The organism is Streptomyces albireticuli, assembly GCF_021228125.1.
GTDB classification, from domain to species: Bacteria; Actinomycetota; Actinomycetes; order Streptomycetales; family Streptomycetaceae; genus Streptomyces; species Streptomyces albireticuli.
The window spans coordinates 147,988-172,415 of sequence record NZ_JAJQQS010000003.1; the positions used below are offsets into that span (position 1 = coordinate 147,988).

Genomic DNA, 24,428 nt, shown 5'->3' on the forward strand with positions numbered 1-24,428 from the left:
CGTCAGCGCGGAAAGGGGGTCCGGGGCGCCGGCCCCGGTTCGGGAAGGGGCGGGGTGGGGAAAAGGCCGCCCGCCCCCGTCACGGCACCCGCGCGGTCCACTCCTCCGAGGAGAACTTCGTCGCGGCCAGCTCCTGTGCCCGTGCCATCTCCTCGGGGGTGACCGAGCCCTCCGCCAGCCCGTACCGCCCCCGGAAGGACTCGATCATCTTCTCGATCACCGCCGCCCGTGGCAGGCCCGTCTGACGGCGCAGCGGGTCCACCCGCTTCTTGGCGCTCTTCGTGCCCTTGTCGGACAGCTTCTCCTTGCCGATGCGCAGCACGTCGAGCATCTTGTCCGCGTCGATGTCGTACGCCATCGTCACGTGGTGCAGCACCGCGCCGGCCGGGCCCACCAGCCGCTTCTGGGCCGCGCCCGCGATCTTTCCGGAGTCGGTGGCGATGTCGTTGAGCGGCTGGTACCACGCCTTGACGCCCATGCTCTCCAGCGCGCCCAGCACCCAGTCGTCCAGATAGGCGTAACTGTCGGCGAAGGACAGCCCCTGGACGAGCGAGTCGGGCACGCACAGGGAGTAGGTGATGGTGTTGCCCGGCTCGACGAACATGGCGCCGCCACCGCTGATCCGGCGGACGACGGTCATTCCGTGGCGGGCCGCGCCCTCGGGGTCGACCTCGTTGCGCAGCGACTGGAAGCTGCCGATGATGACCGCCGGAGCGCCCCACTCCCACACCCGCAGGGTCGGGGGCCGCCGCCCGGCCGCGACCTCGGCCGTCAGCACCTCGTCCAGGGCCATGTGCAGCGCGGGCGGCTGCGGGCCGTCGTGGACGAGTTGCCACTCGAAGTCGGTCCAGTCGGTGGCGTGCGCCAGCGCCCGGCGGACCGCGACGCCCACGGCCTCGGAGCTGAAGCCGAACATCACCGTGCCCTCGGGCAGGGCGGCGTCGATCCGCGCGGCGAGCTGCGGCGCGAGGGTGTCGGCGGGCGCGCCCTCCAGGGCGCGGTTGATGTCCAGGAGCGCCTCGTCGGGTTCGAGGAAGAAGTCCCCGGCCACCCGGACGTCGCGCAGCAGCCCGTCCTCGACCTCCAGGTCCACGACGACGAGCTTGCCGCCCGGAACTTTGTACTCGCCGTGCACGGCTGCGACCTCCCGCTGGTTCTCCGGCCGGCCACCCGGCCGACAGCGGAACCAACGGTAACTCCGTGGTTCCGGGTTCCCGTCGCGGGTGGTCCGCATACACTCTGTGTACCCCACAGGTATCACAGGCGTCACTTTCCCCCCACTCCCGCGCCCCCGGCCCGCCGGGCGCCGGTTCGCGACCGGGTGCGGAGCCATGCGCGGAAACGTTTCGCGCAGTCGTTGTTCCAGGGGGGACCCCGAACATGAACGCATATACCTCGCACAAGGCGAGACGGGCCGGCGTGGCCCTGCTCGCCGCGCTGACCCTCGGCTTCGGCGCCGCGGCCTGCGACGACGCCGACACACCGGCCGGTGACAAGCCCTCGGCGTCCGTCTCCTCGGCCCCGGCCGAACCCTCCGCTTCGCCCGAGCCGGAGTCCACCCCGACGGAGTCCCCGTCCCCTTCGTCGAGCAGCGCGTCACCCACGCCGGCCACGACGCCGGACGTACCCGCCCCCGCCCCCAAGGCGGAGGTGCCCGCCTCCGACGGCGGCGCCACGGGCTCCGGCGCGGGCTCCGGTTCCGGCTCCACGTCGGGCGGGGGCTCGTCGTCCTCGGGTTCGACGTCGGCCGGCTCGTCCTCCACCGGCGGATCCCACGCCGGCGCCTCCGCGGTCTGCAACGACGGCTCGTACTCCTACTCCGCGCACCGCAGGGGCACCTGCTCCCACCACGGCGGTGTTGCGCAGTGGTTGAAGGATCTGCCTTCCTAGAGGCCATGTTCACGACGCGGCCCACTCTCCAGGGCACCTTCGGCATGGTGGCCTCCACCCACTGGCTCGCCTCGCAGTCGGCCATGGCCGTCCTGGAGAGCGGCGGCAACGCCTTCGACGCCGCCGTCGCCGCGGGCTTCGTCCTGCACGTGGTCGAACCACACATGAACGGACCGGCCGGCGAGGCGCCCGCGATCCTGGCGCCCGCCGGCGGCCCGGTGCGCGTCCTGTGCGGCCAGGGGCCCGCACCCGCCGGGGCGAGCATCGCGCACTACACCTCGCTCGGCCTCACCCTCGTCCCCGGCACCGGGCCCCTCGCCGCCCCGGTGCCCGGCGCCTTCGACGCCTGGCTGCTCCTGCTGCGCGACCACGGCACCCGGACGCTCGCGGACGTCCTCTCCTACGCCATCGGCTACGCCGAGCACGGCCACGCGCCCGTCCCCGACATCGGCACGACCGTGCGCACCGTGCGCGAACTGTTCACCACCGAGTGGCCGGACTCCGCCGCCCTGTACCTACCCGGCGGCCGCCCGCCCACGCCCGGCAGGCTCTTCCGCAACCCCGCGCTCGCGGCCACCTGGCGGCGTCTGCTGACCGAGGCCGACGCCGCCGGCGGCAGCCGCGAGCGGCGCATCGACGCCGCCCGCCGCGTCTGGCGCGAGGGTTTCATCGCCGACGCCCTCCTGCGCGCCGCCGCCCGTCCCACCCTGGACACCTCCGGCGCCCGCCACACCGGCACCCTCACCGGCGACGACCTCGCCGGCTTCCGCGCCGGTTACGAGGAGCCCGTCACCCACGACTGGCACGGCTGGACCGTCTGCAAACCCGGCCCCTGGTCCCAGGGCCCGGTCCTGCTCCAGCAGCTCGCCCTGCTCCCGGAGCACCCCGACGCCCTGGAGTACGGCAGCCCCGGCTACCTCCACACCCTCATCGAGGGTGGCAAGCTCGCCATGGCCGACCGCGAGGCCTGGTACGGCGACGCCGCGCACAAGGAGACGGCGGGCGAGGAGGCCGCGTACGGAGAGCCCGGCGTCCCCCTGCGCGCCCTGCTCTCACCCGAGTACAACGCCGCGCGCCGCGCCCTGATAGGCGACACCGCCTCCCACGCCCTGCGCCCCGGCAGCCCCGACGGCCGTACGCCCCGGCTGCCCCGGTACGTCACCGAGGCCGCGACGGACCCGGCGGCGCCCGCCTCCCCGGGCGCGGGCGAGCCGACCGTCACCGCCGAGGGCGCCACCCGCGGCGACACCTGCCACCTCGACGTCGTCGACCGCTGGGGCAACATGATCTCCGCGACGCCCAGCGGCGGCTGGCTCCAGTCCAACCCCGTCGCCCCGGAGCTCGGATTCCCCCTCGGCACCCGCCTCCAGATGGCCTGGCTGGAGGACGGCCTGCCCAATTCGCTCACCCCCGGCCGCAGGCCGCGCACGACCCTCACCCCGTCCCTGGCCCTGCGCGACGGCGAGCCCGTCCTCGCCTTCGGCACCCCGGGCGGCGACCAGCAGGACCAGTGGCAGCTGCACTTCTTCCTGGCCGCCGCCCTGCGCCCACCCGTGCGCGGCGGCCTCGACCTCCAGGGCGCCGTCGACGCGCCCAACTGGCACCAGGAGTCCTTCCCCAGCTCCTTCCACCCGCGTGCCATGCGCCCGGGCGCCGTGACGGTCGAGGCCCGGGTCGGCGAGGCGGCCGTCGCGGAGCTGCGGCGCAGGGGGCATGACGTGACCGTGGGGCCGCCGTGGTCGGAGGGGCGGCTGTGCGTGGTGGCGCGCGACCCGGAGACCGGCGTCCTGTCGGCCGCCGCCAACCCCCGGGGGATGCAGGGCTACGCGGTGGGGCGCTGACGAGCACCGGGGAGGACGAGGGAGCCTCGCGGCGTGCGGGGCGAGCCGTTCACCTCCGGGACACGGTGAGGCCATCGCCGCGCCCCCGATTGTCGGTGGGGCGTGGTTCGATGGACGTATGATCGATGAATTTCTCGCAGGTGGACTCAACGACGTCGAGGAAGCGGTCCGCAAGGCGGCCGCCGCCGAGATCATGCCGCGTTTCCGGCAGCTCGCCGCGCACGAGATCGTCGAGAAGAACGGCCCGCACGACCTGGTGACCGTCGCCGACCGGCTCGCCGAGGAGCACCTGACGGCCTCCCTCACGACGCTGCTGCCCGGCTCGGTCGTGGTGGGCGAGGAGGCCGTGCACGCCGACCCGGGCGTGCTCGGCGCCCTGCGCGGCGACGACCCGGTGTGGATCGTCGACCCCGTCGACGGCACCCGGCAGTTCGTCCACGGCGACCCCGGCTTCGCGACCCTGGTCTGCCTGGCCCACCGCGGCGAGCTCCTCGCCTCCTGGACGTACGCCCCCGCCCTGGACCTGATGGCGACGGCCCGCCGCGGCGGTGGAGCGTGGCTGGGCGGCGAGCGGCTGCGCGCCGGCGCGCCCGAGCCCGGCGCGCCCCTGGAAATCGCCATATCGCACTACGACTTCACCAGCGACGAGCAGAAGCGCGTCCTGGACGCCCTGAGCACGGAAGGCATCGCCCCGCGCCCCTGCGGCTCCGCCGGCCTGGAGTATCTGAACGTGGCCCGCGGCACCCTCGCCGGTCTCGCGTTCTCCTGGGAGAACGCGTGGGACCACGCCGCCGGACTGCTGCTGGTCGCCGAGGCGGGCGGGGCGAGCGCCACGGTCGCGGGCGAGCCGTTCCGGATCGCCGGGGGCAACGCCCTGCCCTTCGCCGCTGCCCGGGACGAGCTGACGCTCCGGCATATCCTGGGCCTGCTGGCGTCCGCCGGCTGACCCCGCCGGGGACGAGGGGAGTGTGCCGGTGTCCACCATGCTCGACGTGGTCGTCGTAGGCGCCGGCCCGAACGGTCTGACCGCCGCGGTGGAGCTGGCCCGCCGTGGTCTGTCCGTCGAGGTGTTCGAGGCCGCGGAGGCCGTCGGCGGCGGGGCGCGGACCGAGGAGCTCACGCTCCCCGGTTTCCGTCATGACCCGTGCTCCGCCGTGCACCCGCTCGGCGCCGGCTCGCCCGCCTTCACGGGGATGCCCCTGGCCCGCCACGGCCTGCGCTGGCTGCATCCCGGGCTGCCCATGGCCCACCCCTTCCCCGACGGTACGGCCGCGGTCCTCGCCCGGGGAGTGGGGGAGACGGCGCTCTCCCTCGGCCCGCGCGACGCCGGGGCGTACCGCCGCCTGGTCGCGCCCTTCCACGGCCGCTGGGAGACGGTGGCGACCGACTTCCTGCGCCCGGCCTGGGCCGGCCTGCCGGCCGATCCGGTGCTGTACGCCCGCTTCGGGCTCTCCGCGGCGCAGCCCGCGGCGCTGCTGACCCGCCGCTTCCGCGATCCCAAGGCGCGCGCGATGTTCGCGGGCCTCGCCGCGCACGGCATCGGGCCGCTCACCGGCGTCGGCACCGGTGGCATGGCCCTGCTCTTCGCGCTCGCCGCGCACGCGGGCGGCTGGCCGGTGCCGCGCGGCGGCGCCCAGGCGGTGGCCGACGCCCTCGCCTCGTACCTGCGCGAGGAAGGCGGCACCGTCCACACCTGCTTCGAGGTCAAGCGTCTGGACGACCTGCCGCCCGCCCGCGCCTACGTCTTCGACACCTCGCCCACGGCCCTCGCCCGGATCGCGGGGCTCGGCGGCGCGTACCGCCGCTTCCGCTACGGCCCCAGCGTCTTCAAGATCGATTACGCGCTGGCCGGGCCCGTGCCCTGGACCTCGGAGCAGGCTCGCCGGGCCGGCACCGTCCATGTCGGCCCGACGTACGGGGAGATCGACGCCGCCCTCGGCGCGGCTCTGGGCGGCCGTGACCCCGAGGTCCCCTTCCTTATCACCGCGCAGCCCAGTCTCATCGACCCCACCCGCGCGCCGGAGGGCAAACACACCTTCTGGGTCTACGGCCATGTGCCGCACGGCTGGGAGGGCGATGCCACCGAGGTGATCGAGCGTCAGATCGAGCGGTTCGCCCCCGGTTTCCGCGATCTGGTCCTGGCCCGCGCCACGGCGGGGCCGCCGGAGCTGGCGGCCCGCAACGCGAACTATGTGGGCGGGGACATCAACACGGGCTCGACGGCGGGGCTGCGGCTGGTGATCCGGCCGCGGTTGGCGCGGGTGCCGTACGCGACGGCGCGTCCGACGGTGTTCCTGTGCTCGTCGGCGACGCCGCCGGGGCCGGGGGTGCACGGGATGTGCGGGCGGCATGCGGCGCGGGCGGTTTGGCGGTGGCTGTGCCGGGGGTAGGGCGGGGTGGTGTGCGGGTGCGGTGCCGGTGCGGTTCGCCTGCGGCGGGCCTTTTCCCCACCCCGCCCCTTCCCGAACCGGGGCTCCGCCCCGAACCCCGGTCCTCAAACGCCGGACGGGCTGGAAAATCCAGCCCGTCCGGCGCTTGAGGACACCGCGCGGTAGCGCGGAAAGGGGGCCCGGGGGCTTGCCCCCGGTTCTGGGAAGGGGCGGGTAGGGGAAAAGGCCCGCCGCAGGCGAACCGCACCCCCTTACCCCCTCACCCGGTACCGGCACACATTCACACCCGCCCCCACGAGGGCGATCCTCCACGGCCGGGATCCCCTCCCGCAACGGGCCTTAGGCCACCTGACCCAGGTCGGCGAGGACCGCCGCCCGGACCGGCTCGATGTCCGTCCCCACCCGCTGGAGGCTCCGCGAGAGCAGCTCGTCGGCGGGGGTGAGGAGGCCCAGTACGACGTGCGCGAGCGTGATGCGGTCGTCGGCCTGGGCCAGCATCACCTTGGACGCGCTGTCCAGCGCCCGCTGGCCGTGCGGGGTGAAGGGGAGGTGGGCGTCCGGCGCGAGGCCGGGGACCACGATCGACGCGGGCGCCGGGCTCGGGGCCGGCGCGGCGGCCTTGCGGCGCCCGAACGGCAGCCACCGGCGCGCGGGCTCCGGCTCCGGGGCCGGTGCGGGGGACGCGGGCGCCTGGGTCCGCAGGAAGTGCTCGCGCACGGCGGCCAGGTCGATGCCCGCGCCGGTCAGGGCCTCCCGGTCCTCCTCGGCCAGCCCGAGGCCGCCGTCCGCCGCGGCGAGCACCGCCGGCCGGTAGGCCTCGTATGTGACGCCGAGGCGGGCCAGCGCGAGGATCGGCACCTCCTTCTCCGCGAGGAGCCCGAGCATCAGGTGCTCGCTGCCGATCCACGGGTGCCCCAGCTCGCGGGCCTCCTGCTGCGACCGGACTACCGCTATCCGCGCGTTCAGCGTGAACCGTTCGAACATTCCTTACCTCCTGGAGTGCTTCTTGTGGGCGGCCTGCCTGCTGACGCCGAGCGCGGCCCCGATCTCTTCCCAGGACCAGCCCTGCCGCCGGGCACTGTCGACCTGGAGCACCTCCAGGCGCTCCACGAGCCGCCGCAGTGCGGCGACGGCGCGGAGCCCGACGCGGGGATCGCTGTTCATGGCGGCCTCGGTGGTGGCGACCGCGTCGTTCGCATCCGTTCCGGCCATGGTGCGTCAACCTAGGATGACGGCAGGGGTGATGTCAATCAGGATTGACGAGGTGGACGGGGGAATCCGTGGCCGTCGGAGGTGTGTGTCGGAATTCCGCGAGCCAGGAGCGCCCGTACGGCCGATCCTGGAGTCATGTCAGCCACCTCAGCGCTGCCCGCCACGCCCGGCGCCGCGGCCGCGCCCGCCGCCTCCGGTGGTGCCTGTACGTCCGGTCCCGGCGCGGGGTCGGCCGTACCGGCGATGCCGGGGTCCGTCCGTACGCCCGGTGCCGCGGCCGTGTCCGCTACTTCCGGCCGTGCCCATACGCCCCGCTCCGGCCCCGGGGCGGCTCCCCGCGCGGTGGACCCCGTCCGTACGCCCGGTGCCGCGGCCGTGTCCGCTACCTCCGGCCGTGCCCGTACGCCCCGCCCCGGCCCCGGCACGGCTCCCCGCGCGGTGGACCCCGCCCGCGCGCTCGATGCCGCCGCGCCCGCCACCTCCGCTCATCCCCGTACCTCCCCTCCCGGCGGCCGGTCCGTCGCACCGGCCGCGCCCGCCACGCCCCGCCCCATGTACACCGACTTCGACCGCTGCGTCAGGGCCGTGCGTTCCCGGGACGCCCGCTTCGACGGGTGGTTCTTCACGGCCGTCCTCACCACCCGCATCTATTGCCGTCCGAGCTGCCCGGCCGTGCCGCCGAAGGACCGGAACATGTCCTTCTATCCCAGCGCGGCCGCCGCCCAGCAGGCCGGATTCCGGGCCTGCAAGCGCTGCCGGCCCGACGCCAGCCCCGGCTCGCCGCAGTGGAACGAGCGGGCCGACCTCGTCGCCCGCGCCATGCGGCTCATCGGTGACGGCACCGTCGACCGCGAAGGCGTCCCCGGACTCGCCGCCCGTCTCGGTTACAGCACCCGCCAGATCGAGCGGCAGCTGCGCGCCGAACTCGGCGCGGGTCCGCTCGCCCTCGCCCGCGCCCAGCGCGCCCGGACCGCCCGCCTCCTCATCGAGACCAGCGACCTGCCCATGGCCGACGCCGCCTTCGCGGCCGGCTTCTCCTCCATCCGGGCCTTCAACGAGACGGTCCGCGAGGTCTTCGCCCTCACCCCGACCGAGCTCCGCGCCCGCGCCGCCCACGGCCGCGCCCCCGCCGCGCCCGGCGTGCTCACCCTCCGCCTGCCCTTCCGGGCGCCGCTGTGCCCGGACAACCTCTTCGGCCACCTCGCCGCCACGGCCGTCCCCGGCGTGGAGGAGTGGCGCGACGGCGCGTACCGCCGCACCCTGCGCCTGCCGTACGGGCACGGGGCCGTCGCCCTGGCGCCCCGCCCCGACCACATCGCCTGCCGCCTCGCCCTCACCGACCAGCGCGACCTCGCGGGCGCCATCAGCCGCTGCCGGAGCCTCCTCGACCTCGACGCCGACCCCGAGGCCGTCGACGAACTCCTCGGCACGGACGAACGGCTGGCGCCGCTCGTCGCCGAGGCCCCCGGCCGGCGGGTGCCGCGCACCGTCGACCCGGCGGAGTTCGCCGTACGGGCCGTGCTCGGCCAGCAGGTCTCCACCGCCGCGGCCCGGACCCTGGCCGCCCGGCTCGTCACCGCGCACGGACAGCCCGTACGCGACCCCCTGGGCGGCACGCTCACCCATCTCTTCCCCACGGCGGAGGAACTGTCCGGCCTCGACCCCGCCGCCCTCGCCATGCCCGCCGGGCGCCGCGCCACCGTCGTCCGCCTGGTGCGCGCCCTCGCCACCGGCGAGCTCGACCTCGGCGTCGGCAGCGACCGGGCCGAGGCCCGCGCCCGGCTCGCCGAGCTCCCCGGCATGGGCCCCTGGACCACCGGGATCATCGCCATGCGGGCCCTCGGCGACCCCGACGCCTTCGTCCCCACGGACCTCGGCGTCCGGCGGGCCGCCGCCGCCCGCGGCCTGCCCTCGACGCCCGGCGCGCTGACCCGGCACGCCACCGCCTGGCGGCCCTGGCGTTCCTACGCCGTCCAGTACCTCTGGGCCGCGGACGACCACGCCGTCAACCACATGCCGGCCCACTGACCGGCCGCCTCGACCCGCCCCACCTCGACCCGTCCCACCTCGACCCGCCCCACAGAGAGGATCGACCCCGATGTCCGACACGACGGCATCCCGTGTCCACACCGTCATCGACAGTCCCTACGGCCCCCTCACGCTCGTCGCGACCGACGGCGTCCTCAGCGGCCTCTATATGACAGATCAGCGCCACCGCCCGGCCGAGGAGACCTTCGGGCCGCGCGACGACACCCCGTTCCCCGAGGTGCTGCGCCAGCTCGCGGCCTACTTCGGCGGCGGATCGACCCGTTTCGACCTTCCGCTGCGCCTGGACGGCACGCCTTTCCAGCGCCGCGTCTGGGCCGGCCTCCAGGAGATCCCGTACGGCGCGACCGTCTCCTACGGCGAACTCGCCGACCGGATCGGGGCGCCGGGCGCCTCCCGCGCCGTGGGCCTGGCGAACGGCAAGAACCCCGTCAGCATCATCGTGCCCTGCCATCGCGTCATCGGCGCCGGCGGCGGCCTCACCGGCTACGGCGGCGGGCTGGACCGCAAGCGCAGGCTGCTCGCCTTCGAGCGCGGTGTGGCGGCCCCGGAGCAGGCCGAGCTGTTCTGAGCCGGGTCCATGGGCCCCTGCCCCGAGGACCCGTGACCCCGGCCCTCAGGCCACCCGCTTCGACGGGCGCTTGTAATACCGCCACGGGAACGACCCGGAGCCGACCTGCGTCCACCCCTCGCTCTCCATCCTGCGGTGCCGGCCACCCACGGCGAACGGCACCCGGCGGTGCTCCCAGGGGTGGTCGGAACGCTCCACCACATGGAACAGCGGGCCGTAGTCGACCAGCTGCCAGCCGTCCCGGCCGGCCTCGGCCAGCGCCTGCATCTCGTCGAACGCCGTCAGCGGCGTCAGCACCCGGCGCTCCGCCGCTCCGGAGGTGTCCGGGCCGGGCCCCTTGCCGGCGAACCGCTGCTGGGCGGCCTGCCGGCTCACACCCAGGACGCGGCCCACGGTGTCCCAGCTGTGCCCCGCGGCGCGTGCCCCCTGCACCGCCTCGCGCAGCAGCCGGCTGGTCTCCTCGGCACCCGCCCGGGTGGCGGCGACCAGGCGGAGATAGCCCTCCGGGTCGTGCTCCAGCGATTCGGCCAGCCCGTCCGGCGCGCCGAGGACGGCGGCCGCGATGGCCTCCCGGATGCGCGCGGCCTCCTCGGGGCCGAGCAGCTCCCCCTCGCTCATCGGCCCTCACCGGCCGGGCCCTCGGCACGCAGCGGCTCCAGCTCGTCCAGCGTCAGCCGGTCCCGCTCCGCGCGCTCGGCCTCCGTCGCGTCGGAGACGGCCTCCACCTTCAGTGCCAGGCCGAGGAGGCTGATGGCGACGATCAGGATGAGGTCGGAGGCCAGCAGGGCGAAGAAGGCCGCGTCGTCGAGGTCGTCGGCGAGCGTGGCCACCATGGCGTTCAGGGCGACCGCCAGGGGCAGCATGCCGATGACGGACGTGACGAGGGAGGTCTTACGGGCGGCCGTCGGCCGCGGCGAAGCGATCATGACGTCAAGATTTCCTTGACGCCGATCGTTTGTCAACTTTTTCTTGACGGGCATCCCGGCCGCTCCGGGTGCCCCGGCTTCCGGACCTGAGTGCGGACCTGCTTCCGGGCCTGATTCCGGACCTGCTTCCGGGCCCGTTTTCGGGCCTGCCTCCAGGCCCCTACGCGCCGCCCGCGATCCGCTCCAGCAGCGCCGGGAGCGCCGTGCCGATCGGCTCGCGCACCAGCTCGTCCGCCCGGTCGTCGTAGGGGGTCGGTTCGGCGTTCACGATGATCAGCCGGGCGCCGTGGTCGGCGGCCAGCCCCGCGAGCGACGCGGCGGGGTGGACCTGCAGGCTCGTGCCGACCGCGATGAAGACCTCGCACGCCTTCGTCACGGCCACGGCCTCGCCCAGCACGCTCGGGTCCAGGCCCTCGCCGAACATCACCGTCGCGGACTTCAGGATCCCGCCGCACGCCTCGCACGCCGGGTCCGGATCGCCGGCGGCCACCCGCTCCAGGGCCTCCGCCATGCCCGACCGCGCCTTGCAGCGCGTGCACTGCACGGACCGCGCCGACCCGTGCAGTTCGAGGACCTTCCGCCCGGGCATGCCCGCGAGCTGGTGCAGCCCGTCGACGTTCTGCGTGATCACGCGTACGGGCGTGCCGGACCGCTCCAGCCGCACCACGGCCTCGTGCGCGGCGTTCGGCCGCGCGCGCAGCGCGGGCCCGTCGCACCGCATCCGCCAGGCCCGCCGCCGGATCTCCGGATCGGCCATGTAGTACGCGTAGGTGACGAGCTTCTCGGCCTCAGGGTCGCGCCTCCACAGGCCGTTCGGTCCGCGGTAGTCGGGGATGCCGGAATCCGTGGAGATCCCGGCGCCGCTGAGGATCGCCACCAGTGGGCGTCGCGCGTCCTGTGGTGCCGTCCCGGTCGTCTCGCTGCTGCTCATGGCGGCGAGGGTAGGCGGGCGGGGCGGAACGGGCGAGGGGATTTGCGGGTGCGCGAGGACCGCGGGGGCGCCTGCGGCGGGCTTTGTCCCCTACCCGCCCCTTCCCGAACCGGGGCTCCGCCCCGGACCCCGGTCCTCAAACGCCGGACGGGCTGAAATCAGCCCGTCCGGCGCTTGAGGACACCGCGCTTCAGCGCGGAAGAGGGTCTGGGGGCGAAGCCCCCAGTTACGGGAAGGGGCGGGTAGGGGACAAAGCCCGCCGCAGCGGCTACGTGCCGTCGTCCTCCCGGTCCCGCGCGCTCTCCGCCACCCGCCGCAGCCGCGGATGCCGCACCGGCCCCCGCTCCGTGATCGCCTCCCCGATCATCGTCCGCATCGCACTCCGCAGACCGTGCAGCGCGTGGTGCCGGGCCGGCCCCGCGCCCGGGTCCTCGCGGAGCTCCTTCAGCAGGGACCAGCACAGGGCCAGCATCACCAGGACGAACGGCAGGGCCACCAGGATCGTCGCGGACTGGAGCGACTTCAGGCCGCCGGCCACCAGCAGCACCGCCGCGACCGCCGCCATCAGCACGCCCCAGGTGACGACCAGCCAGGTGCGCGGGTGCAGCGCGCCCCGGCTGGACAGCGAGCCCATCACCAGGGACGCGGAGTCGGCGCTGGTGATGAAGTACGTCATGACCAGCGCCATCGCGATCCACGAGGTCAGCGTCCCCAGCGGCAGCGTGTCCAGCAGCGCGAACAGCGACGCCTCCGCGCCGTCCTTCACCGTGCCCGCCATGTCCGCACCGCCGGTCATGTCGAGGCGCAGCGCGCTGCCGCCCATCACGCAGAACCACACCACCGTGGCGCCGCTCGGCACCAGCAGCACCCCGACCAGGAACTCCCGGATCGTCCGGCCGTGCGAGATACGGGCGATGAACGTTCCCACGAAGGGGGCCCAGGACAGCCACCACGCCCAGTAGAAGATGGTCCACGCGCCGAGCCAGTCGGAGTCCGTGAAGGCGCCCGTCCGGGTCGCCAGGGTCAGCAGGTCGTGGAGATAGCCGCCGGTGGCCGCCGGGATCGTGTTGAGGACGAACACCGTCGGGCCGAGGACGAAGACGAAGAGCATCAGACAGGCGGCGAGCGCGATGTTGAGCGTGCTGAGCCACTTCACGCCCTTGTGCAGGCCGGAGAAGGCCGACAGGACGAACGCCGCCGACAGCGCGGCGATGATGATCAGCTCCAGGGACGTGGAGTCCTTGACACCGGTCGTGATGTTGAGCCCCTTCGACACCTGGAGCGCGCCCAGGCCCAGGCTGGTGGCCGTGCCGAAGACCGTCGCGAAGACCGCCAGCAGGTCGATGACCCGGCCCGGCCAGCCGTCCGCCCGCTCCTCGCCGAGCAGCGGGACGAACGCCGAGCTGAGCCGGTTGCCGCGGCCCTTGCGGAATCCGGCGTAGGCGAGCGCGAGACCGGACATCCCGTAGATCGCCCAGGGGTGCAGCGTCCAGTGGAAGAACGAGTACTCCAGGGCGGTACGGGCCGCGGCCGGCGTCTCCGCGCTGATGCCGCTGCCCGGGGGCGGCGCGACGAAGTGCTGGAGCGGCTCGCCCACCCCGTAGAACATCAGGCCGATGCCCATGCCCGCGCTGAACATCATCGCGATCCAGACGAGGTTGCTGAACTCCGGCTGGTCGTCGTCCCGGCCGAGCCGGATCCGGCCGAAGCGGCTGAAGGCGATGACGACGCACAGGGCGAGGAAGACGTCGGCCGCGATGACGAACAGCCAGGCGAAGTTGGACAGTACCCAGTTCAGGGCGGCCGACGACACCCGGTCGAAGGAGTGCTTGCCCAGCGCCGCCCAGGCGACCACCGCCAGCACGGCGGCCGCGCCGATCGCGACGAGGGTCATGTCCGGCGGCTCGTCCGGCGGCGGGCCCGCCGGGACCGCGGGGTCGGGCGACTCGAATGCGTCGGTGCTCATGTCGCCCCACTATGGCCGGGAAGGGCCGGAATGGCCGGGCTGGCACGCCGCGCACGGGCATGGGCAACCGCGCACACGTCCGGGTAGGGTCGCTGCGGCGCGACCGCCGGTGCGAGCCGCACGGCCCGGAAGCGAGGGGATGGCGAGTTGTCGGACGCAGCGCGGGCGAGGCGGGTCCTGATCGCCGCGGACAAGTTCAAGGGCTCGCTGACGGCCGCGCGGGTCGCCGCGCACCTCACGGCCGGTCTGCGGGCCGCCGCCGGACCCGGACTCCACGTCACGGCCCTCCCCGTCGCCGACGGCGGCGACGGCACGGTGGACGCGGCGCTCGCGGCGGGCTTCGAGCGGCGCGAGGCACGGGTGACGGGCCCGCTGGGCGAGCCGGTCACCGCCGCGTACGCGCTCCGGGCGGGCACCGCGGTCGTGGAGATGGCCGAGGCGTCGGGCCTGCGCCACGCGCGGGGCGGCCTCGCGCCGCTGACCGCGACGACGTACGGCACCGGGGAACTGCTGCGGGCCGCGCTCGACGCGGGCGCCCGCACGGTGGTGCTCGGCGTCGGCGGCAGCGCCACGACGGACGGCGGCGCGGGTGCGCTGAGCGCGCTGGGCGCGCGGCTCCTCGACGCGGCCGGGGACCCCGTCGGCCCGGGCGGCGCGGCGCTGGCCGGCCTCGTCACGGCCGATCTCGCCGGGCTGGACCCCCGGCTGCGGTCCACCCGGCTCGTGCTCGCCTCCGACGTCGACAACCCGCTCACGGGCCCGTACGGCGCCGCCGCGGTCTACGGGCCCCAGAAGGGCGCGAGCGCGGACGACGTGGCGGTGCTGGACGCCGCCCTGGCCCGCTACGCGGCCGTCCTGGACGGCGGGGCGCTCGCGGGCGCCCCGGGGGCGGGAGCCGCCGGCGGGCTCGGCTACGGCGCCCTGGCGGGGCTCGGCGCGGCCTTCCGCCCCGGCATCGAGGTGATGCTCGACGTCCTGGGCTTCCCGGCCGCCCTGGAATCGGCCGATCTCGTGATCACGGGGGAGGGCTCCCTGGACGCCCAGACCCTTCACGGCAAGGCCCCCGCCGGGGTGGCCGCCGCGGCCCGCGCCCGGGGCGTCCCGGTGATCGCGGTCTGCGGCCGGGTCTCCCTGCCGGAGGAGACGCTACGGGAGGCGGGCTTCCGCCGGGCCTACGCCCTGACGGACCTGGAACCGGACCCGGCCCGCTGCATGGCCCACGCGGGGCCGCTCCTGGAACGCCTGGGGGAACGCATCGCGACGGACGCCTCGGACCCCGCCTTCCCGTAGCCGGGCCGGCCTGCCCGGCCTGCCACCGGGCCCGCGCCCGAACCCGCGTCCGCGCCCCTCCGTGCCTGCGCCGGGCCCAGGACAGGGGCCGTTTCCCCGACCCGCCCCTTCCCGCCGCATCCGATGTGCGGCTCCGCCGCGTGAGGGGCTCCGCCCCGGACCCCGGTCCTCAAGCGCCGGACGGGCTGATTTTCAGCCCGTCCGGCGCTTGAGGACACCGCGCGGAGCGCGGAAAGGGGGCCGGGGAAACACCGAGGCCCCCGAACATCGCGTTCGGGGGCCTCGGTGTCGCTACAAGGGATCCGCTACGGCAGCTGCGCCGCCCGCGCCTCCCGCCGGTTGTCACGGAACGTGTTCACGCGGCGCGCCGTCGCGAACAGCGGGATCACCGCGCCCAGGACGACCTGGAGGGCGCAGCCCGTCTGGAGCAGGAGCTCGCCGCCGGGGGCGTCGAAGGCCCAGGCCGCCAGCAGGCCCATGCTCAGCACGATCCAGCTCAGCATCGCCACCGCGAGACGACCCCGCGGCTTCGGGTACTCGACCCGGCTGACCATCAGCCACGCCACACCCACGATCGCCAGCAGCGTCGGGATGAAGGGCAGCTCCAGCAGCACGATCGAGACGACCGTCAGCGCGCCGAAGGGGCTCGGCATCCCCTGGAAGATGCCGTCGCGCAGCTGGACGCACGAGAAGCGCGCCAGTCGCAGCACCACCGCCAGCAGCACCACGACCGCGGCGACGGCCGAGACCCGCTGGTGCGCGTCGTCGGCCACCATGCCCCAGACGACCACGAAGTACGCCGGCGCCAGACCGAAGCTGATCAGGTCCGAGAGGTTGTCGAGCTCCGCCCCCATCGCCGAGCTGCGCAGCTTCCGCGCCACGAGCCCGTCGAAGAGGTCGAAGATCGACGCGAGCAGCATCAGTATCACCGCGGTGGCCGCGCTGTGGCGGGCCATGCCGCCGTCCTCGTTGCCCGTCAGGTGCGGGATGAGGACGCCGGTGGTGGTGAAGTACACCGCCATGAACCCGCAGATCGCGTTACCCAGAGTGAGGGTGTCCGCTATCGACAGCCGGGTGGACAGCGGAATGTCCTCCCCGTCCTCGGCCTCGGGCACCCAGGCGGCCTGTGTGTCCTGATCAATCACGGTCAAGGCGTGTCACCCCCGCCATGGTGGGCTGGCCGACCTCGACGGCGACCTCGACCCCGGCCGGGAGGTAGACGTCGACGCGCGAACCGAAGCGGATCAGACCGATCCGCTCGCCCTGCTCCACCTTCGTGCCCTGCGGCACGTAAGGAACGATCCGGCGGGCGACGGCGCCGGCGATCTGCACCATCTCGATGTCGCCGAGCTCGGTGTCGAAGTGCCAGACGACGCGCTCGTTGTTCTCGCTCTCCTTGTTGAACGCCGGGACGAACCCACCGGGGATGTGCTCGACCGAGGTCACCGTGCCGGCCAGGGGCGCGCGGTTGACGTGGACGTTCAGCGGGCTCATGAAGATCGCGACGCGGGTGCGCCCGTCCTTCCACGGCATGATGCTCTGCACCACGCCGTCGGCGGGGGAGATGACCCTGCCCTGGGTGATCTCACGATCGGGGTCGCGGAAAAACCACAGCATGCCCGCCGCGAGCGCGGTGGTGGGCACGGCCAGCGCCGCCCAGCGGCCGGAGCGCCGGGCGCGGGTCAGGCTGACCGCCGCCGTGGCGACGGTCGGCAGGAGCCACGGCGATGCTCCGCGCGCGAGGCGTACGCCGAGAGGGCTGACGCGAGGTGCAGAGGAAGAGCTGTGGGGCATGGGTGACCTTCGTAGCGGAGGGTGCCGCGTAACGATTGGGGGACGGCGGCTTTCCGGGGATGGTATCGGTTGCGGGCGGCAACTGGCCAAGCGCCAGGGCCAGTCCATGGCCGAAGTCCGATGACTGGGTGTGATCTTCTTCTCGGTCAAATCACCCCTAATCCGATCAATTAACCCTGGAGTCGGTACTCCTCGAGTAGCCGACGCCCAATGATCATTTTCTGGATCTCGGCCGTTCCCTCCCCGATGAGCAGCATCGGCGCCTCCCGGTAGAGGCGCTCGATCTCGTACTCCTTGGAGAAGCCGTAGCCACCGTGGATACGGAAGGCGTCCTCGACCACTTCCTTGCAGTACTCGGACGCCAGGTACTTGGCCATTCCGGCCTCGAGGTCATTGCGCTGCCCCGAGTCCTTCTTGCGTGCCGCGTTCACCATCATCGCATGCGCCGCTTCGACCTTTGTCCCCATTTCGGCCAGTTTGAATTGAATGGCCTGATGTTGAGCGATGGGTTTTCCGAAGGTCTGCCGCTGCTGGGCGTAGGAAACGCCGAGTTCGAACGCACGCTGAGCGACGCCGCAACCACGCGCGGCGACATTGACGCGGCCGACCTCGACGCCGTCCATCATCTGGTAGAAGCCCCGGCCGGTGGCGCCGCCGAGCACCCGGTTCGCCGGCACCCGCAGCCCGTCCATGATCAATTCGGTGGTGTCGACACCCTTGTAACCCATTTTGTCGATCTTCCCCGGGATGGTCAGACCCGGTTTGACCTGGCCGAACCCCGGCTCCTTCTCGATAAGGAAGGTGGTCATCGACTTGTGCGGGGCGGTCCCCTCGGGGTGCCCCTCGTCGGTCCGGCAGAGCACCGCCACGAGGGTGGACGAGCCGCCGTTGGTCAGCCACATCTTCTGGCCGTTCAGGACGTACTCGTCGCCCTCCCGCACACCCTTCGATGTGATTGCGGACACATCCGAGCCCAGCCCAGGCTCGGACATCGAGAACGCGCCCCGGACCTCGCCCGTCGCCATCCTCGGCAGGAAGTACTCCCGCTGCTCCCGGGTCCCGTGCTGTTTGAGCATGTACGCGACGATGAAGTGGGTATTGACGATTCCCGACACGCTCATCCAGCCGCGGGCGATCTCCTCCACACAGAGCGCGTATGTGAGAAGGGACTCACCCAGCCCGCCGTACTCCTCCGGGATCATCAGCCCGAAAAGCCCCAGTTCCTTGAGGCCCTCCACGATCCGGGTCGGGTACTCGTCGCGGTGCTCCAGCTCGGTGGCGACCGGGATGATCTCTTTGTCGACGAATTCGCGGACCGTCGCGAGGATTTCCCGCTGGATGTCCGTCAGGCCCTCGGTCTGCGCCAGGCGTCCCATCTCACTTCTCCCGGATGATCGGCTCGGGGCGGCCGGGCTGCTCTCCGCCGCGCTCCTCGATGTACGTGGCGGTGGGCACCATCACCTTGCGCCGGAAGACGCAGACGACGGTGCCGTCCTGCTTGTAGCCGATGGTCTCGACGTGCACGATCCCGCGGTCGCTCTTCGACCGGGACGGGGTCTTGTCCAGCACCGTCGTCTCGCCGTAGATCGTGTCGCCGTGGAAGGTCGGCGCGATGTGCTTGAGCGACTCGACCTCCAGATTCGCTATCGCCTTTCCCGAGACGTCCGGTACGGACATCCCCAGCAGCAGGGAGTAGACGTAATTCCCGACCACGACGTTCCTGCCGAAATCGGTGGTCTTCTCCGCGTAGTTGCCGTCCATGTGCAACGGGTGATGATTCATGGTGAGCAGGCAGAAAAGGTGGTCGTCGTACTCGGTGACCGTCTTGCCGGGCCAGTGCTTGTACACGTCGCCCACGGTGAACTCTTCGTAGGTGCGGCCGAACTGCATGGTGCTCAGGCCTCCGGGATCTCGAAGACGGACTTGCGGACCATGCCCGCCGCGCGGCCCTTGCCGGCGATGACCAGGGCCATCTTCCGGCTCGCCTCGTCGATCATCTCGTCGCCGAGCATGGCCGAACCCTTCTTGCCGCCGGCCTCGGAGGTGCACCAGTCGTACGCGTCCAGGATCAGCTCGGCGTGGTCGTAGTCGTCCTGCGAGGGCGAGAAGACCTCGTTGGCCGCCTCGACCTGGCCGGGGTGCAGCACCCACTTGCCGTCGAAGCCCAGCGCGGCGGCCCGGCCCGCGACCTCGCGGTACCCGTCCACGTTTTTGATCTGGAGGTACGGGCCGTCGATCGCCTGGAGATCGTTGGCCCGGGCCGCCATCAGGATGCGCATCAGGATGTAGTGGTAGGCGTCCGCCGGATAGCCGGGCGGCTGCTCGCCGACGACCAGGGACTTCATGTTGATCGACGCCATGAAGTCGGCCGGTCCGAAGATGATCGTCTCCAGCCGGGGCGACGCGGTGGCGATGTCGTCCACGTTGATCAGGCCCTTGGCGTTCTCGATCTGCGCCTCGATGCCGATCCGCCCGACCTCGAAGCCCATGGCCTTCTCGATCTGCGTCAGCAGCAGGTCCAGGGCGACGACCTGCTGGGCGTCCTGGACCTTCGGCAGCATGACGCAGTCCAGGTTCTGGCCCGCGCCTTCCACGACCGTGATGACGTCCTGGTACGTCCAGTGCGTCGTCCAGTCGTTGACCCGCACGACCCGGGTCTTGCCCGTCCAGTCGCCGGTGTTGAGCGCCTCGACGATCGTGTGCCGGGCGCCCTCCTTGGCGAGCGGCGCGCACGCGTCCTCCAGGTCGAGGAAGACCTGGTCGGCGGGGAGGCCCTGGGCCTTCTCCAGGAAGCGGGGGTTGCTGCCGGGGACGGCGAGGCAGGAGCGGCGCGGCCGCAGACGATTGACGGGGGTGGTCATGCGGGGACCTCCAGTGGGTCGAGGTGGTTCGCTTTCCGGATCTCGTCGACGATACGGCCGATGATCTCCGTGATACCGAAGTCCTTGGGGGTGAAAACGGCCGCGACGCCCGCGGACCGCAGGGCGGCGGCGTCCGCGGACGGGATGATGCCACCGACGATCACGGGCACCTCCTCCGCCCCGGTGCTCCGCAGCCGGGTCAGGACGTCCGGCACCAGCTCGGCGTGCGAGCCGGAGAGGATGGACAGACCGACGCAGTGCACGTCCTCGGCGACGGCCGCGGAGACGATCTGCTCGGGGGTCAGCCTGATGCCCTGGTAGACGACCTCGAAGCCGGCGTCGCGGGCGCGTACGGCGATCTGCTCGGCGCCGTTGGAGTGCCCGTCCAGGCCCGGCTTGCCGACCAGCAGGCGGAGCTTGCCGCCGCCCAGGTCGGCCGCGGTCCGGGCGACCTTCGCACGGACGGCCGCGAGCGGGGTGCCCGCCTCCGCCGTGACGGCCACGGGGGCGCCGCTGACGCCCGTGGGAGCGCGGAACTCGCCGAAGACGTCCCGCAGGGCCCAGGACCACTCGCCGGTCGTCACACCGGCGCGTACGCACTCCAGGGTGGCCGCCATCAGGTTGTCCGAGCCGGCGGCCGTCTTCTTGAGCACCGACAGGGCCTCCTGGGCCCGGCCCTCGTCGCGGTCGTCGCGCCAGCGGTGCAGCGAGGCGACGACGCGGGCCTCGTCGGCCGGGTCCACCGTCATGATCGCGGTGTCGAGGTCGGCGGTGAGCGGACTGACCTCCGTCGACTCGTAGCAGTTGACTCCGACGATCTTCTCCTCGCCGCTCTCGATCCGGGCCCGCCGCTCGGCGTGCGAGGAGACCAGCTGCGACTTGAGGTAGCCGGACTCGACGGCCGCCATCGCGCCGCCCATCGCCTGGATCCGCTCGATCTCCTCGAGGCACTCGTCGACCAGCGCGGTCACCTTGCCCTCGATCACGTGCGACCCGGCGAAGATGTCCTCGTACTCCAGCAGGTCGCTCTCGTGGGCGAGGACCTGCTGGATGCGCAGTGACCACTGCTGGTCCCACGGCCGGGGCAGCCCCAGCGCCTCGTTCCAGGCGGGGAGCTGCACGGCGCGGGCGCGGGCGTCCTTGGAGAGGGTGACGGCCAGCATCTCCAGGACGATCCGCTGGACGTTGTTCTCCGGCTGGGCCTCGGTCAGCCCCAGGGAGTTGACCTGGACGCCGTAGCGGAAGCGGCGCTGCTTGGGGTCCTCGATGCCGTAGCGCTCGCGGGTGACGTGCTCCCAGATGCGGCCGAAGGCGCGCATCTTGCACATCTCCTCGATGAACCGGACGCCCGCGTTGACGAAGAAGGAGATCCGGGCGACGACGTCACCGAACCTCTCCTCCGGCACCTGGCCGGACGCCCGCACCGCGTCCAGCACGGCGATGGCCGTGGACATCGCGTAGGAGATCTCCTGGACGGGTGTGGCGCCCGCCTCCTGGAGGTGGTAGCTGCAGATGTTGATCGGGTTCCACTTGGGGATGTGCGCCACCGTGTACGTGATCATGTCGGTGGTCAGCCGCAAGGACGGCCCCGGCGGGAAGACGTGCGTCCCGCGCGAGAGGTACTCCTTGACGATGTCGTTCTGCGTCGTCCCGGACAGGCGGCCGATGTCGGCGCCCTGCTCCTCCGCGACCACCTGGTACATGGCCAGCAGCCACATGGCGGTGGCGTTGATGGTCATCGAGGTGTTCATCCGGTCCAGCGGGATGTCCTGGAACAGCCGCCGCATATCGCCGAGATGGGCGACCGGGACCCCGACCCGGCCCACCTCGCCGCGGGCGAGGACGTGGTCCGGGTCGTAGCCGGTCTGGGTCGGGAGGTCGAAGGCGACCGAGAGGCCGGTCTGGCCCTTGGCGAGGTTGCGGCGGTAGAGCTCGTTGGACGCCTCGGCGGTGGAGTGGCCGGCGTACGTCCGCATGAGCCAGGGCCGGTCCTTGTGGCGTTCGGTCATAACCCGTTTCTCACACGTTCCGGAAGCGGTTGATGGCGTCGATGTGCCGTGCCCGCATCTCCTCGTCGCGGACCCCCATGCCCTCCTCGGGGGCCAGCGCGAGCACGCCGACCTTGCCTTGGTGGAGGTTGCGGTGGACGTCGTAGGCGGCCTGGCCGGTGTCCTCCAGGTGGTAGGTCTTCGACAGGGTGGGGTGGATCTTCCCCTTGGCGATCAGGCGGTTGGCCTCCCACGCCTCGCGGTAGTTGGCGAAGTGCGTGCCGACGATCCGCTTCAGTGACATCCACAGGTAGCGGTTGTCGTACTCGTGGTTGTAGCCGGAGGTGGAGGCGCAGGTGACGATGGTGCCGCCCTTGCGGGTGACGTAGACGGAGGCGCCGAAGGTCTCGCGGCCGGGGTGCTCGAAGACGATGTCGGGGTCCTCGCCGCCGGTGAGTTCGCGGATGCGCTTGCCGAAGCGCTTCCACTCGCGGGGGTTCTGGGTGTGCTCGTCGCTCCAGAACCTGTAGTCCTCGGCGGTGCGGTCGATGATCGCCTCCGCGCCCATCCGCCGGCAGATCTCCGCCTTCTTGTCGCTGGAGACCACGCAGATGGGGTTGGCGCCGCCGGCGAGCGCGAACTGGGTGGCGTACGAGCCGAGTCCGCCGCTCGCGCCCCAGATCAGGACGTTGTCGCCCTGCTTCATGCCGGCGCCGTTGCGGGAGACGAGCTGGCGGTAGGCGGTGGAGTTGACCAGGCCGGGCGCCGCCGCCTCCTCCCAGCTCAGGTGGCGGGGCTTGGGCATCAGCTGGTTGGACTTCACCAGCGCTATCTCCGCCAGGCCGCCGAAGTTGGTCTCGAAGCCCCAGATGCGCTGCTCGGGGTCGAGCATCGTGTCGTCGTGGCCGTCGGCCGACTCCAGCTCCACGGACAGGCAGTGCGCGACGACCTCGTCACCGGGCTTCCAGGCGTTGACACCCGGGCCGGTGCGCAGCACGACGCCCGCGAGGTCGGAGCCGATGACGTGGTAGGGCAGGTCGTGCCGTTCGGCGAGCGGGGAGAGCTTGCCGTAGCGCTCCAGGAAGGCGAAGGTCGACAGCGGTTCGAAGATCGAGGTCCAGACGGAGTTGTAGTTCACCGAGCTGGCCATGACGGCCACGAGCGCCTCGCCGGGCCCGAGTTCGGGCACCGGCACCTCCTCGACGTGCAGCGACTTGCGTGGGTCCTTCTCACGGGTGGTCAGGCCCTCGAACATGCCGGCCTCGTCCTTGTGCACGGTCACCGCGCGGTAGGACTCGGGGACGGTCAGGGCTGCGAAGTCCTCGGGAGCGGTGTCCGGCGAGAGGATCGCGTCGAGTATCTGGTTCACGGTATTGCCTCCGGCGAAGCACGTCGGGAAACGGCTTGAGGGAACGTCGGGGGTGCTGCGGAAGGTGGAACGAGGCGGTGCCGTCGGTTCGGCGGTGGTGCGAAGGGCTGTGCCTGGCGCGGGTGGCGCCGGGGTGAGCGCCCAGCGGTGGCTGGGGAGGGGCCTGTGACGCAGGCGTCCGGGCGCACGGCATACGGGTGAGGTACTTGTGGGGACAGCCGGCGCACGACATTTGCGTCTGCGCGCCGGCCGCCCGGACACCCACAACGTATGGCACCGCGTGCCATGCGACAAGACACTGGGTGCCAACAATTTCTCTCAGATGTCATCCGGGTGGCACGCATGAGCAACGTACGGACACCATGGGAATGCCGCATGCACGACAAAGGCCGCCCTCAAGGGCGGCCTTTGTCCGTCGATATCGGTATATGTCAGCTCTTCTTGAGCACCTTCTCGATGGCGCGCATGACCTCGCCCAGCGGCGCGTCCGTGCGGGCCACCGTCACCAGCACCTCGCCCTCCGCCCGCGCCGAAACGGCCGGCGAGTCCTCCTGCGCGGTCCGGCCGACGCCGATGCCCGCGCCGAAGGTGTCCCGCACGATCGCGAAGGCGTGGTCGAGCTGGGTCTCCACGTCGCCCACGCCGCCGCCGCGCAGCCAGCGCCGCAGCACGTGGTTGTGCGCCGTGACGACCGCGGACGCGGCGACCTCGGCCAGCAGCGGATCGTCGTCGCCGACGTGGTGGGCGGTCTCGTCGAAGTGGCCGAGGAGGTAGCGGGTGAACAGGCGCTCGTAGCGCGCCACCGAGGCGATCTCCCGCTCCCGGAGGGCGGGCACCTCCCGGGTCAGGCGGTAGCGCTCGACGGAGACCGCGGGGGAGGCCGCGTACATCCGCATGACCTCCTTGATCCCGCGGCAGACCGTGTCGAGCGGGTTCTCGTGGGCGGGGGCGGCGTCGAGGACGCCCGCCGCGCGCACCAGGGTGTCGTCGTGGTCGGGGAAGATGGCCTCTTCCTTGGAGCGGAAGTGCCGGAAGAAGGTCCGCCGGGCGACCCCGGCCGCGGCCGCGATCTCGTCGACGGTCGTCGCCTCGTAGCCCTTCGTCGCGAACAACTCCATCGCGGCCGCGGCGAGTTTGCGGCGCATGGTGAGCCGCTGGGCGGCGGCGCGGCGGCTGCCTGCGCTCTCGGTGCCGACGTGCGGCTCCCGGGGTTCTTCGACGGCCGTGCGGGTGGGCCGGGCGGCCTTGGCGGGCTGGGGCATGTGGGGAACGTAACACGCGTCCGCGCGGGCGCGCCGGGGCGGACCTCCCCCGGCCGGCGCGGGGAGGCGTCCCCGCGCCGGTTCCAGCAGT

General features: G+C 72.8%; 22 protein-coding genes. 7 read left to right on the forward strand and 15 right to left on the reverse strand.

Features of this window, described 5'->3' with window-relative positions; all coding sequences use genetic code 11:
* Positions 1-79 precede the first annotated feature (79 nt).
* Positions 80-1,135, reverse strand: coding sequence for a lipoate-protein ligase LplAB (gene lplAB, locus LUZ64_RS05425; RefSeq protein ID WP_170116914.1), 1,056 nt, complete (start codon positions 1,133-1,135; stop codon positions 80-82).
* A gap of 245 nt (positions 1,136-1,380) precedes the next feature.
* Here lplAB and LUZ64_RS05430 point away from each other — a divergent pair, with 245 nt between their 5' ends.
* From LUZ64_RS05430 to LUZ64_RS05445, 4 genes are all read left to right on the forward strand, one after another.
* Positions 1,381-1,890 carry a DUF3761 domain-containing protein gene (locus LUZ64_RS05430; RefSeq protein WP_170116913.1) on the forward strand — a complete coding sequence of 170 codons (510 nt, stop codon included), beginning with the start codon at positions 1,381-1,383 and terminating at the stop codon, positions 1,888-1,890.
* A gap of 5 nt (positions 1,891-1,895) precedes the next feature.
* Positions 1,896-3,731 carry a gamma-glutamyltransferase family protein gene (locus tag LUZ64_RS05435; RefSeq protein WP_095584208.1) on the forward strand — a complete coding sequence of 612 codons (1,836 nt, stop codon included), beginning with the start codon at positions 1,896-1,898 and terminating at the stop codon, positions 3,729-3,731.
* 118 nt (positions 3,732-3,849) lie between these two features.
* The gene (locus LUZ64_RS05440) at positions 3,850-4,677 is read left to right on the forward strand and encodes an inositol monophosphatase family protein (RefSeq protein ID WP_095584207.1); all 828 of its coding nucleotides are present in this window, start codon (positions 3,850-3,852) and stop codon (positions 4,675-4,677) included.
* Positions 4,678-4,714: 37 nt separating this feature from the next.
* Entirely contained in the window at positions 4,715-6,121 is a 1,407-nt protein-coding gene (locus LUZ64_RS05445; RefSeq protein WP_095584210.1) for a phytoene desaturase family protein, read from the forward strand.
* A 339-nt stretch (positions 6,122-6,460) separates the two neighbouring features.
* Here the strand turns inward: LUZ64_RS05445 and LUZ64_RS05450 are convergent, their stop codons facing one another.
* A complete protein-coding gene (locus LUZ64_RS05450; RefSeq protein WP_095583521.1) occupies positions 6,461-7,105 on the reverse strand; it encodes a Clp protease N-terminal domain-containing protein in 645 nt (214 codons plus the stop codon).
* Positions 7,106-7,108: 3 nt separating this feature from the next.
* Entirely contained in the window at positions 7,109-7,333 is a 225-nt protein-coding gene (locus LUZ64_RS05455; protein ID WP_087925537.1) for a hypothetical protein, read from the reverse strand.
* Between the two features lie 552 nt (positions 7,334-7,885).
* Between LUZ64_RS05455 and LUZ64_RS05460 the strand changes: the two genes are divergently transcribed.
* Together LUZ64_RS05460 and LUZ64_RS05465 are read left to right on the forward strand one after the other, a co-directional pair.
* Positions 7,886-9,361, forward strand: a complete 1,476-nt coding sequence (locus tag LUZ64_RS05460) for an AlkA N-terminal domain-containing protein (RefSeq protein ID WP_095580220.1) — start codon at positions 7,886-7,888, stop codon at positions 9,359-9,361.
* Between the two features lie 70 nt (positions 9,362-9,431).
* On the forward strand, positions 9,432-9,950 hold the full coding sequence (locus LUZ64_RS05465; protein WP_095580218.1) for a methylated-DNA--[protein]-cysteine S-methyltransferase: 519 nt from the start codon (positions 9,432-9,434) through the stop codon (positions 9,948-9,950).
* A 45-nt stretch (positions 9,951-9,995) separates the two neighbouring features.
* Here LUZ64_RS05465 and LUZ64_RS05470 read toward each other — a convergent pair whose 3' ends face one another.
* From LUZ64_RS05470 to LUZ64_RS05485, 4 genes are all read right to left on the reverse strand, one after another.
* On the reverse strand, positions 9,996-10,568 hold the full coding sequence (locus tag LUZ64_RS05470; protein ID WP_095580216.1) for a hypothetical protein: 573 nt from the start codon (positions 10,566-10,568) through the stop codon (positions 9,996-9,998).
* Positions 10,565-10,876, reverse strand: a complete 312-nt coding sequence (locus LUZ64_RS05475) for a hypothetical protein (protein ID WP_095580214.1) — start codon at positions 10,874-10,876, stop codon at positions 10,565-10,567. The genes LUZ64_RS05470 and LUZ64_RS05475 overlap by 4 nt, the downstream gene beginning before the upstream one ends.
* A gap of 160 nt (positions 10,877-11,036) precedes the next feature.
* Positions 11,037-11,807 (reverse strand): SIR2 family NAD-dependent protein deacylase, encoded by a 771-nt coding sequence (locus LUZ64_RS05480; protein ID WP_095580212.1) that lies wholly within the window; start codon positions 11,805-11,807, stop codon positions 11,037-11,039.
* A gap of 268 nt (positions 11,808-12,075) precedes the next feature.
* Complete coding sequence (locus tag LUZ64_RS05485) at positions 12,076-13,773, reverse strand: BCCT family transporter (RefSeq protein WP_095580205.1); 1,698 nt, start codon at positions 13,771-13,773, stop codon at positions 12,076-12,078.
* Between the two features lie 147 nt (positions 13,774-13,920).
* Here LUZ64_RS05485 and LUZ64_RS05490 point away from each other — a divergent pair, with 147 nt between their 5' ends.
* A complete protein-coding gene (locus LUZ64_RS05490; protein ID WP_095580203.1) occupies positions 13,921-15,063 on the forward strand; it encodes a glycerate kinase in 1,143 nt (380 codons plus the stop codon).
* A 305-nt stretch (positions 15,064-15,368) separates the two neighbouring features.
* Here LUZ64_RS05490 and pssA read toward each other — a convergent pair whose 3' ends face one another.
* The 8 genes from pssA to LUZ64_RS05530 form a co-directional block, all read right to left on the reverse strand.
* A complete protein-coding gene (gene pssA / locus LUZ64_RS05495; RefSeq protein ID WP_211304968.1) occupies positions 15,369-16,214 on the reverse strand; it encodes a CDP-diacylglycerol--serine O-phosphatidyltransferase in 846 nt (281 codons plus the stop codon).
* A complete protein-coding gene (locus LUZ64_RS05500) occupies positions 16,201-16,857 on the reverse strand; it encodes a phosphatidylserine decarboxylase (protein WP_095580201.1) in 657 nt (218 codons plus the stop codon). Before LUZ64_RS05500 ends, pssA begins: the two co-directional genes overlap by 14 nt.
* Before the next feature lie 170 nt (positions 16,858-17,027).
* A complete protein-coding gene (locus tag LUZ64_RS05505; protein WP_095580199.1) occupies positions 17,028-18,233 on the reverse strand; it encodes an acyl-CoA dehydrogenase family protein in 1,206 nt (401 codons plus the stop codon).
* 1 nt (position 18,234) lies between these two features.
* On the reverse strand, positions 18,235-18,747 hold the full coding sequence (locus LUZ64_RS05510; RefSeq protein WP_095580197.1) for a MaoC family dehydratase: 513 nt from the start codon (positions 18,745-18,747) through the stop codon (positions 18,235-18,237).
* Between the two features lie 5 nt (positions 18,748-18,752).
* Positions 18,753-19,718, reverse strand: a complete 966-nt coding sequence (locus LUZ64_RS05515; RefSeq protein ID WP_095580195.1) for an HpcH/HpaI aldolase/citrate lyase family protein — start codon at positions 19,716-19,718, stop codon at positions 18,753-18,755.
* Complete coding sequence (locus LUZ64_RS05520) at positions 19,715-21,727, reverse strand: ethylmalonyl-CoA mutase (RefSeq protein WP_095580193.1); 2,013 nt, start codon at positions 21,725-21,727, stop codon at positions 19,715-19,717. The genes LUZ64_RS05515 and LUZ64_RS05520 overlap by 4 nt, the downstream gene beginning before the upstream one ends.
* A gap of 10 nt (positions 21,728-21,737) precedes the next feature.
* A complete protein-coding gene (gene ccrA / locus LUZ64_RS05525; RefSeq protein WP_095580191.1) occupies positions 21,738-23,075 on the reverse strand; it encodes a crotonyl-CoA carboxylase/reductase in 1,338 nt (445 codons plus the stop codon).
* Between the two features lie 431 nt (positions 23,076-23,506).
* Positions 23,507-24,337 (reverse strand): TetR family transcriptional regulator, encoded by an 831-nt coding sequence (locus LUZ64_RS05530; RefSeq protein WP_211304967.1) that lies wholly within the window; start codon positions 24,335-24,337, stop codon positions 23,507-23,509.
* Positions 24,338-24,428 lie beyond the last annotated feature (91 nt).

Coding starts and splice junctions, on each gene's coding strand:
- LUZ64_RS05430 (WP_170116913.1), top strand. CDS start 1,381: ATGAACGCATATACCTCGCACAAGGCGAGACGGGCCGGCGTGGCCCTG.
- LUZ64_RS05435 (WP_095584208.1), top strand. CDS start 1,896: ATGTTCACGACGCGGCCCACTCTCCAGGGCACCTTCGGCATGGTGGCC.
- LUZ64_RS05440 (WP_095584207.1), top strand. CDS start 3,850: ATGATCGATGAATTTCTCGCAGGTGGACTCAACGACGTCGAGGAAGCG.
- LUZ64_RS05445 (WP_095584210.1), top strand. CDS start 4,715: ATGCTCGACGTGGTCGTCGTAGGCGCCGGCCCGAACGGTCTGACCGCC.
- LUZ64_RS05450 (WP_095583521.1), bottom strand. CDS start 7,105: ATGTTCGAACGGTTCACGCTGAACGCGCGGATAGCGGTAGTCCGGTCG.
- LUZ64_RS05455 (WP_087925537.1), bottom strand. CDS start 7,333: ATGGCCGGAACGGATGCGAACGACGCGGTCGCCACCACCGAGGCCGCC.
- LUZ64_RS05460 (WP_095580220.1), top strand. CDS start 7,886: ATGTACACCGACTTCGACCGCTGCGTCAGGGCCGTGCGTTCCCGGGAC.
- LUZ64_RS05465 (WP_095580218.1), top strand. CDS start 9,432: ATGTCCGACACGACGGCATCCCGTGTCCACACCGTCATCGACAGTCCC.
- LUZ64_RS05470 (WP_095580216.1), bottom strand. CDS start 10,568: ATGAGCGAGGGGGAGCTGCTCGGCCCCGAGGAGGCCGCGCGCATCCGG.
- LUZ64_RS05475 (WP_095580214.1), bottom strand. CDS start 10,876: ATGATCGCTTCGCCGCGGCCGACGGCCGCCCGTAAGACCTCCCTCGTC.
- LUZ64_RS05480 (WP_095580212.1), bottom strand. CDS start 11,807: ATGAGCAGCAGCGAGACGACCGGGACGGCACCACAGGACGCGCGACGC.
- LUZ64_RS05485 (WP_095580205.1), bottom strand. CDS start 13,773: ATGAGCACCGACGCATTCGAGTCGCCCGACCCCGCGGTCCCGGCGGGC.
- LUZ64_RS05500 (WP_095580201.1), bottom strand. CDS start 16,857: ATGCCCCACAGCTCTTCCTCTGCACCTCGCGTCAGCCCTCTCGGCGTA.
- LUZ64_RS05505 (WP_095580199.1), bottom strand. CDS start 18,233: ATGGGACGCCTGGCGCAGACCGAGGGCCTGACGGACATCCAGCGGGAA.
- LUZ64_RS05510 (WP_095580197.1), bottom strand. CDS start 18,747: ATGCAGTTCGGCCGCACCTACGAAGAGTTCACCGTGGGCGACGTGTAC.
- LUZ64_RS05515 (WP_095580195.1), bottom strand. CDS start 19,718: ATGACCACCCCCGTCAATCGTCTGCGGCCGCGCCGCTCCTGCCTCGCC.
- LUZ64_RS05520 (WP_095580193.1), bottom strand. CDS start 21,727: ATGACCGAACGCCACAAGGACCGGCCCTGGCTCATGCGGACGTACGCC.
- LUZ64_RS05530 (WP_211304967.1), bottom strand. CDS start 24,337: ATGCCCCAGCCCGCCAAGGCCGCCCGGCCCACCCGCACGGCCGTCGAA.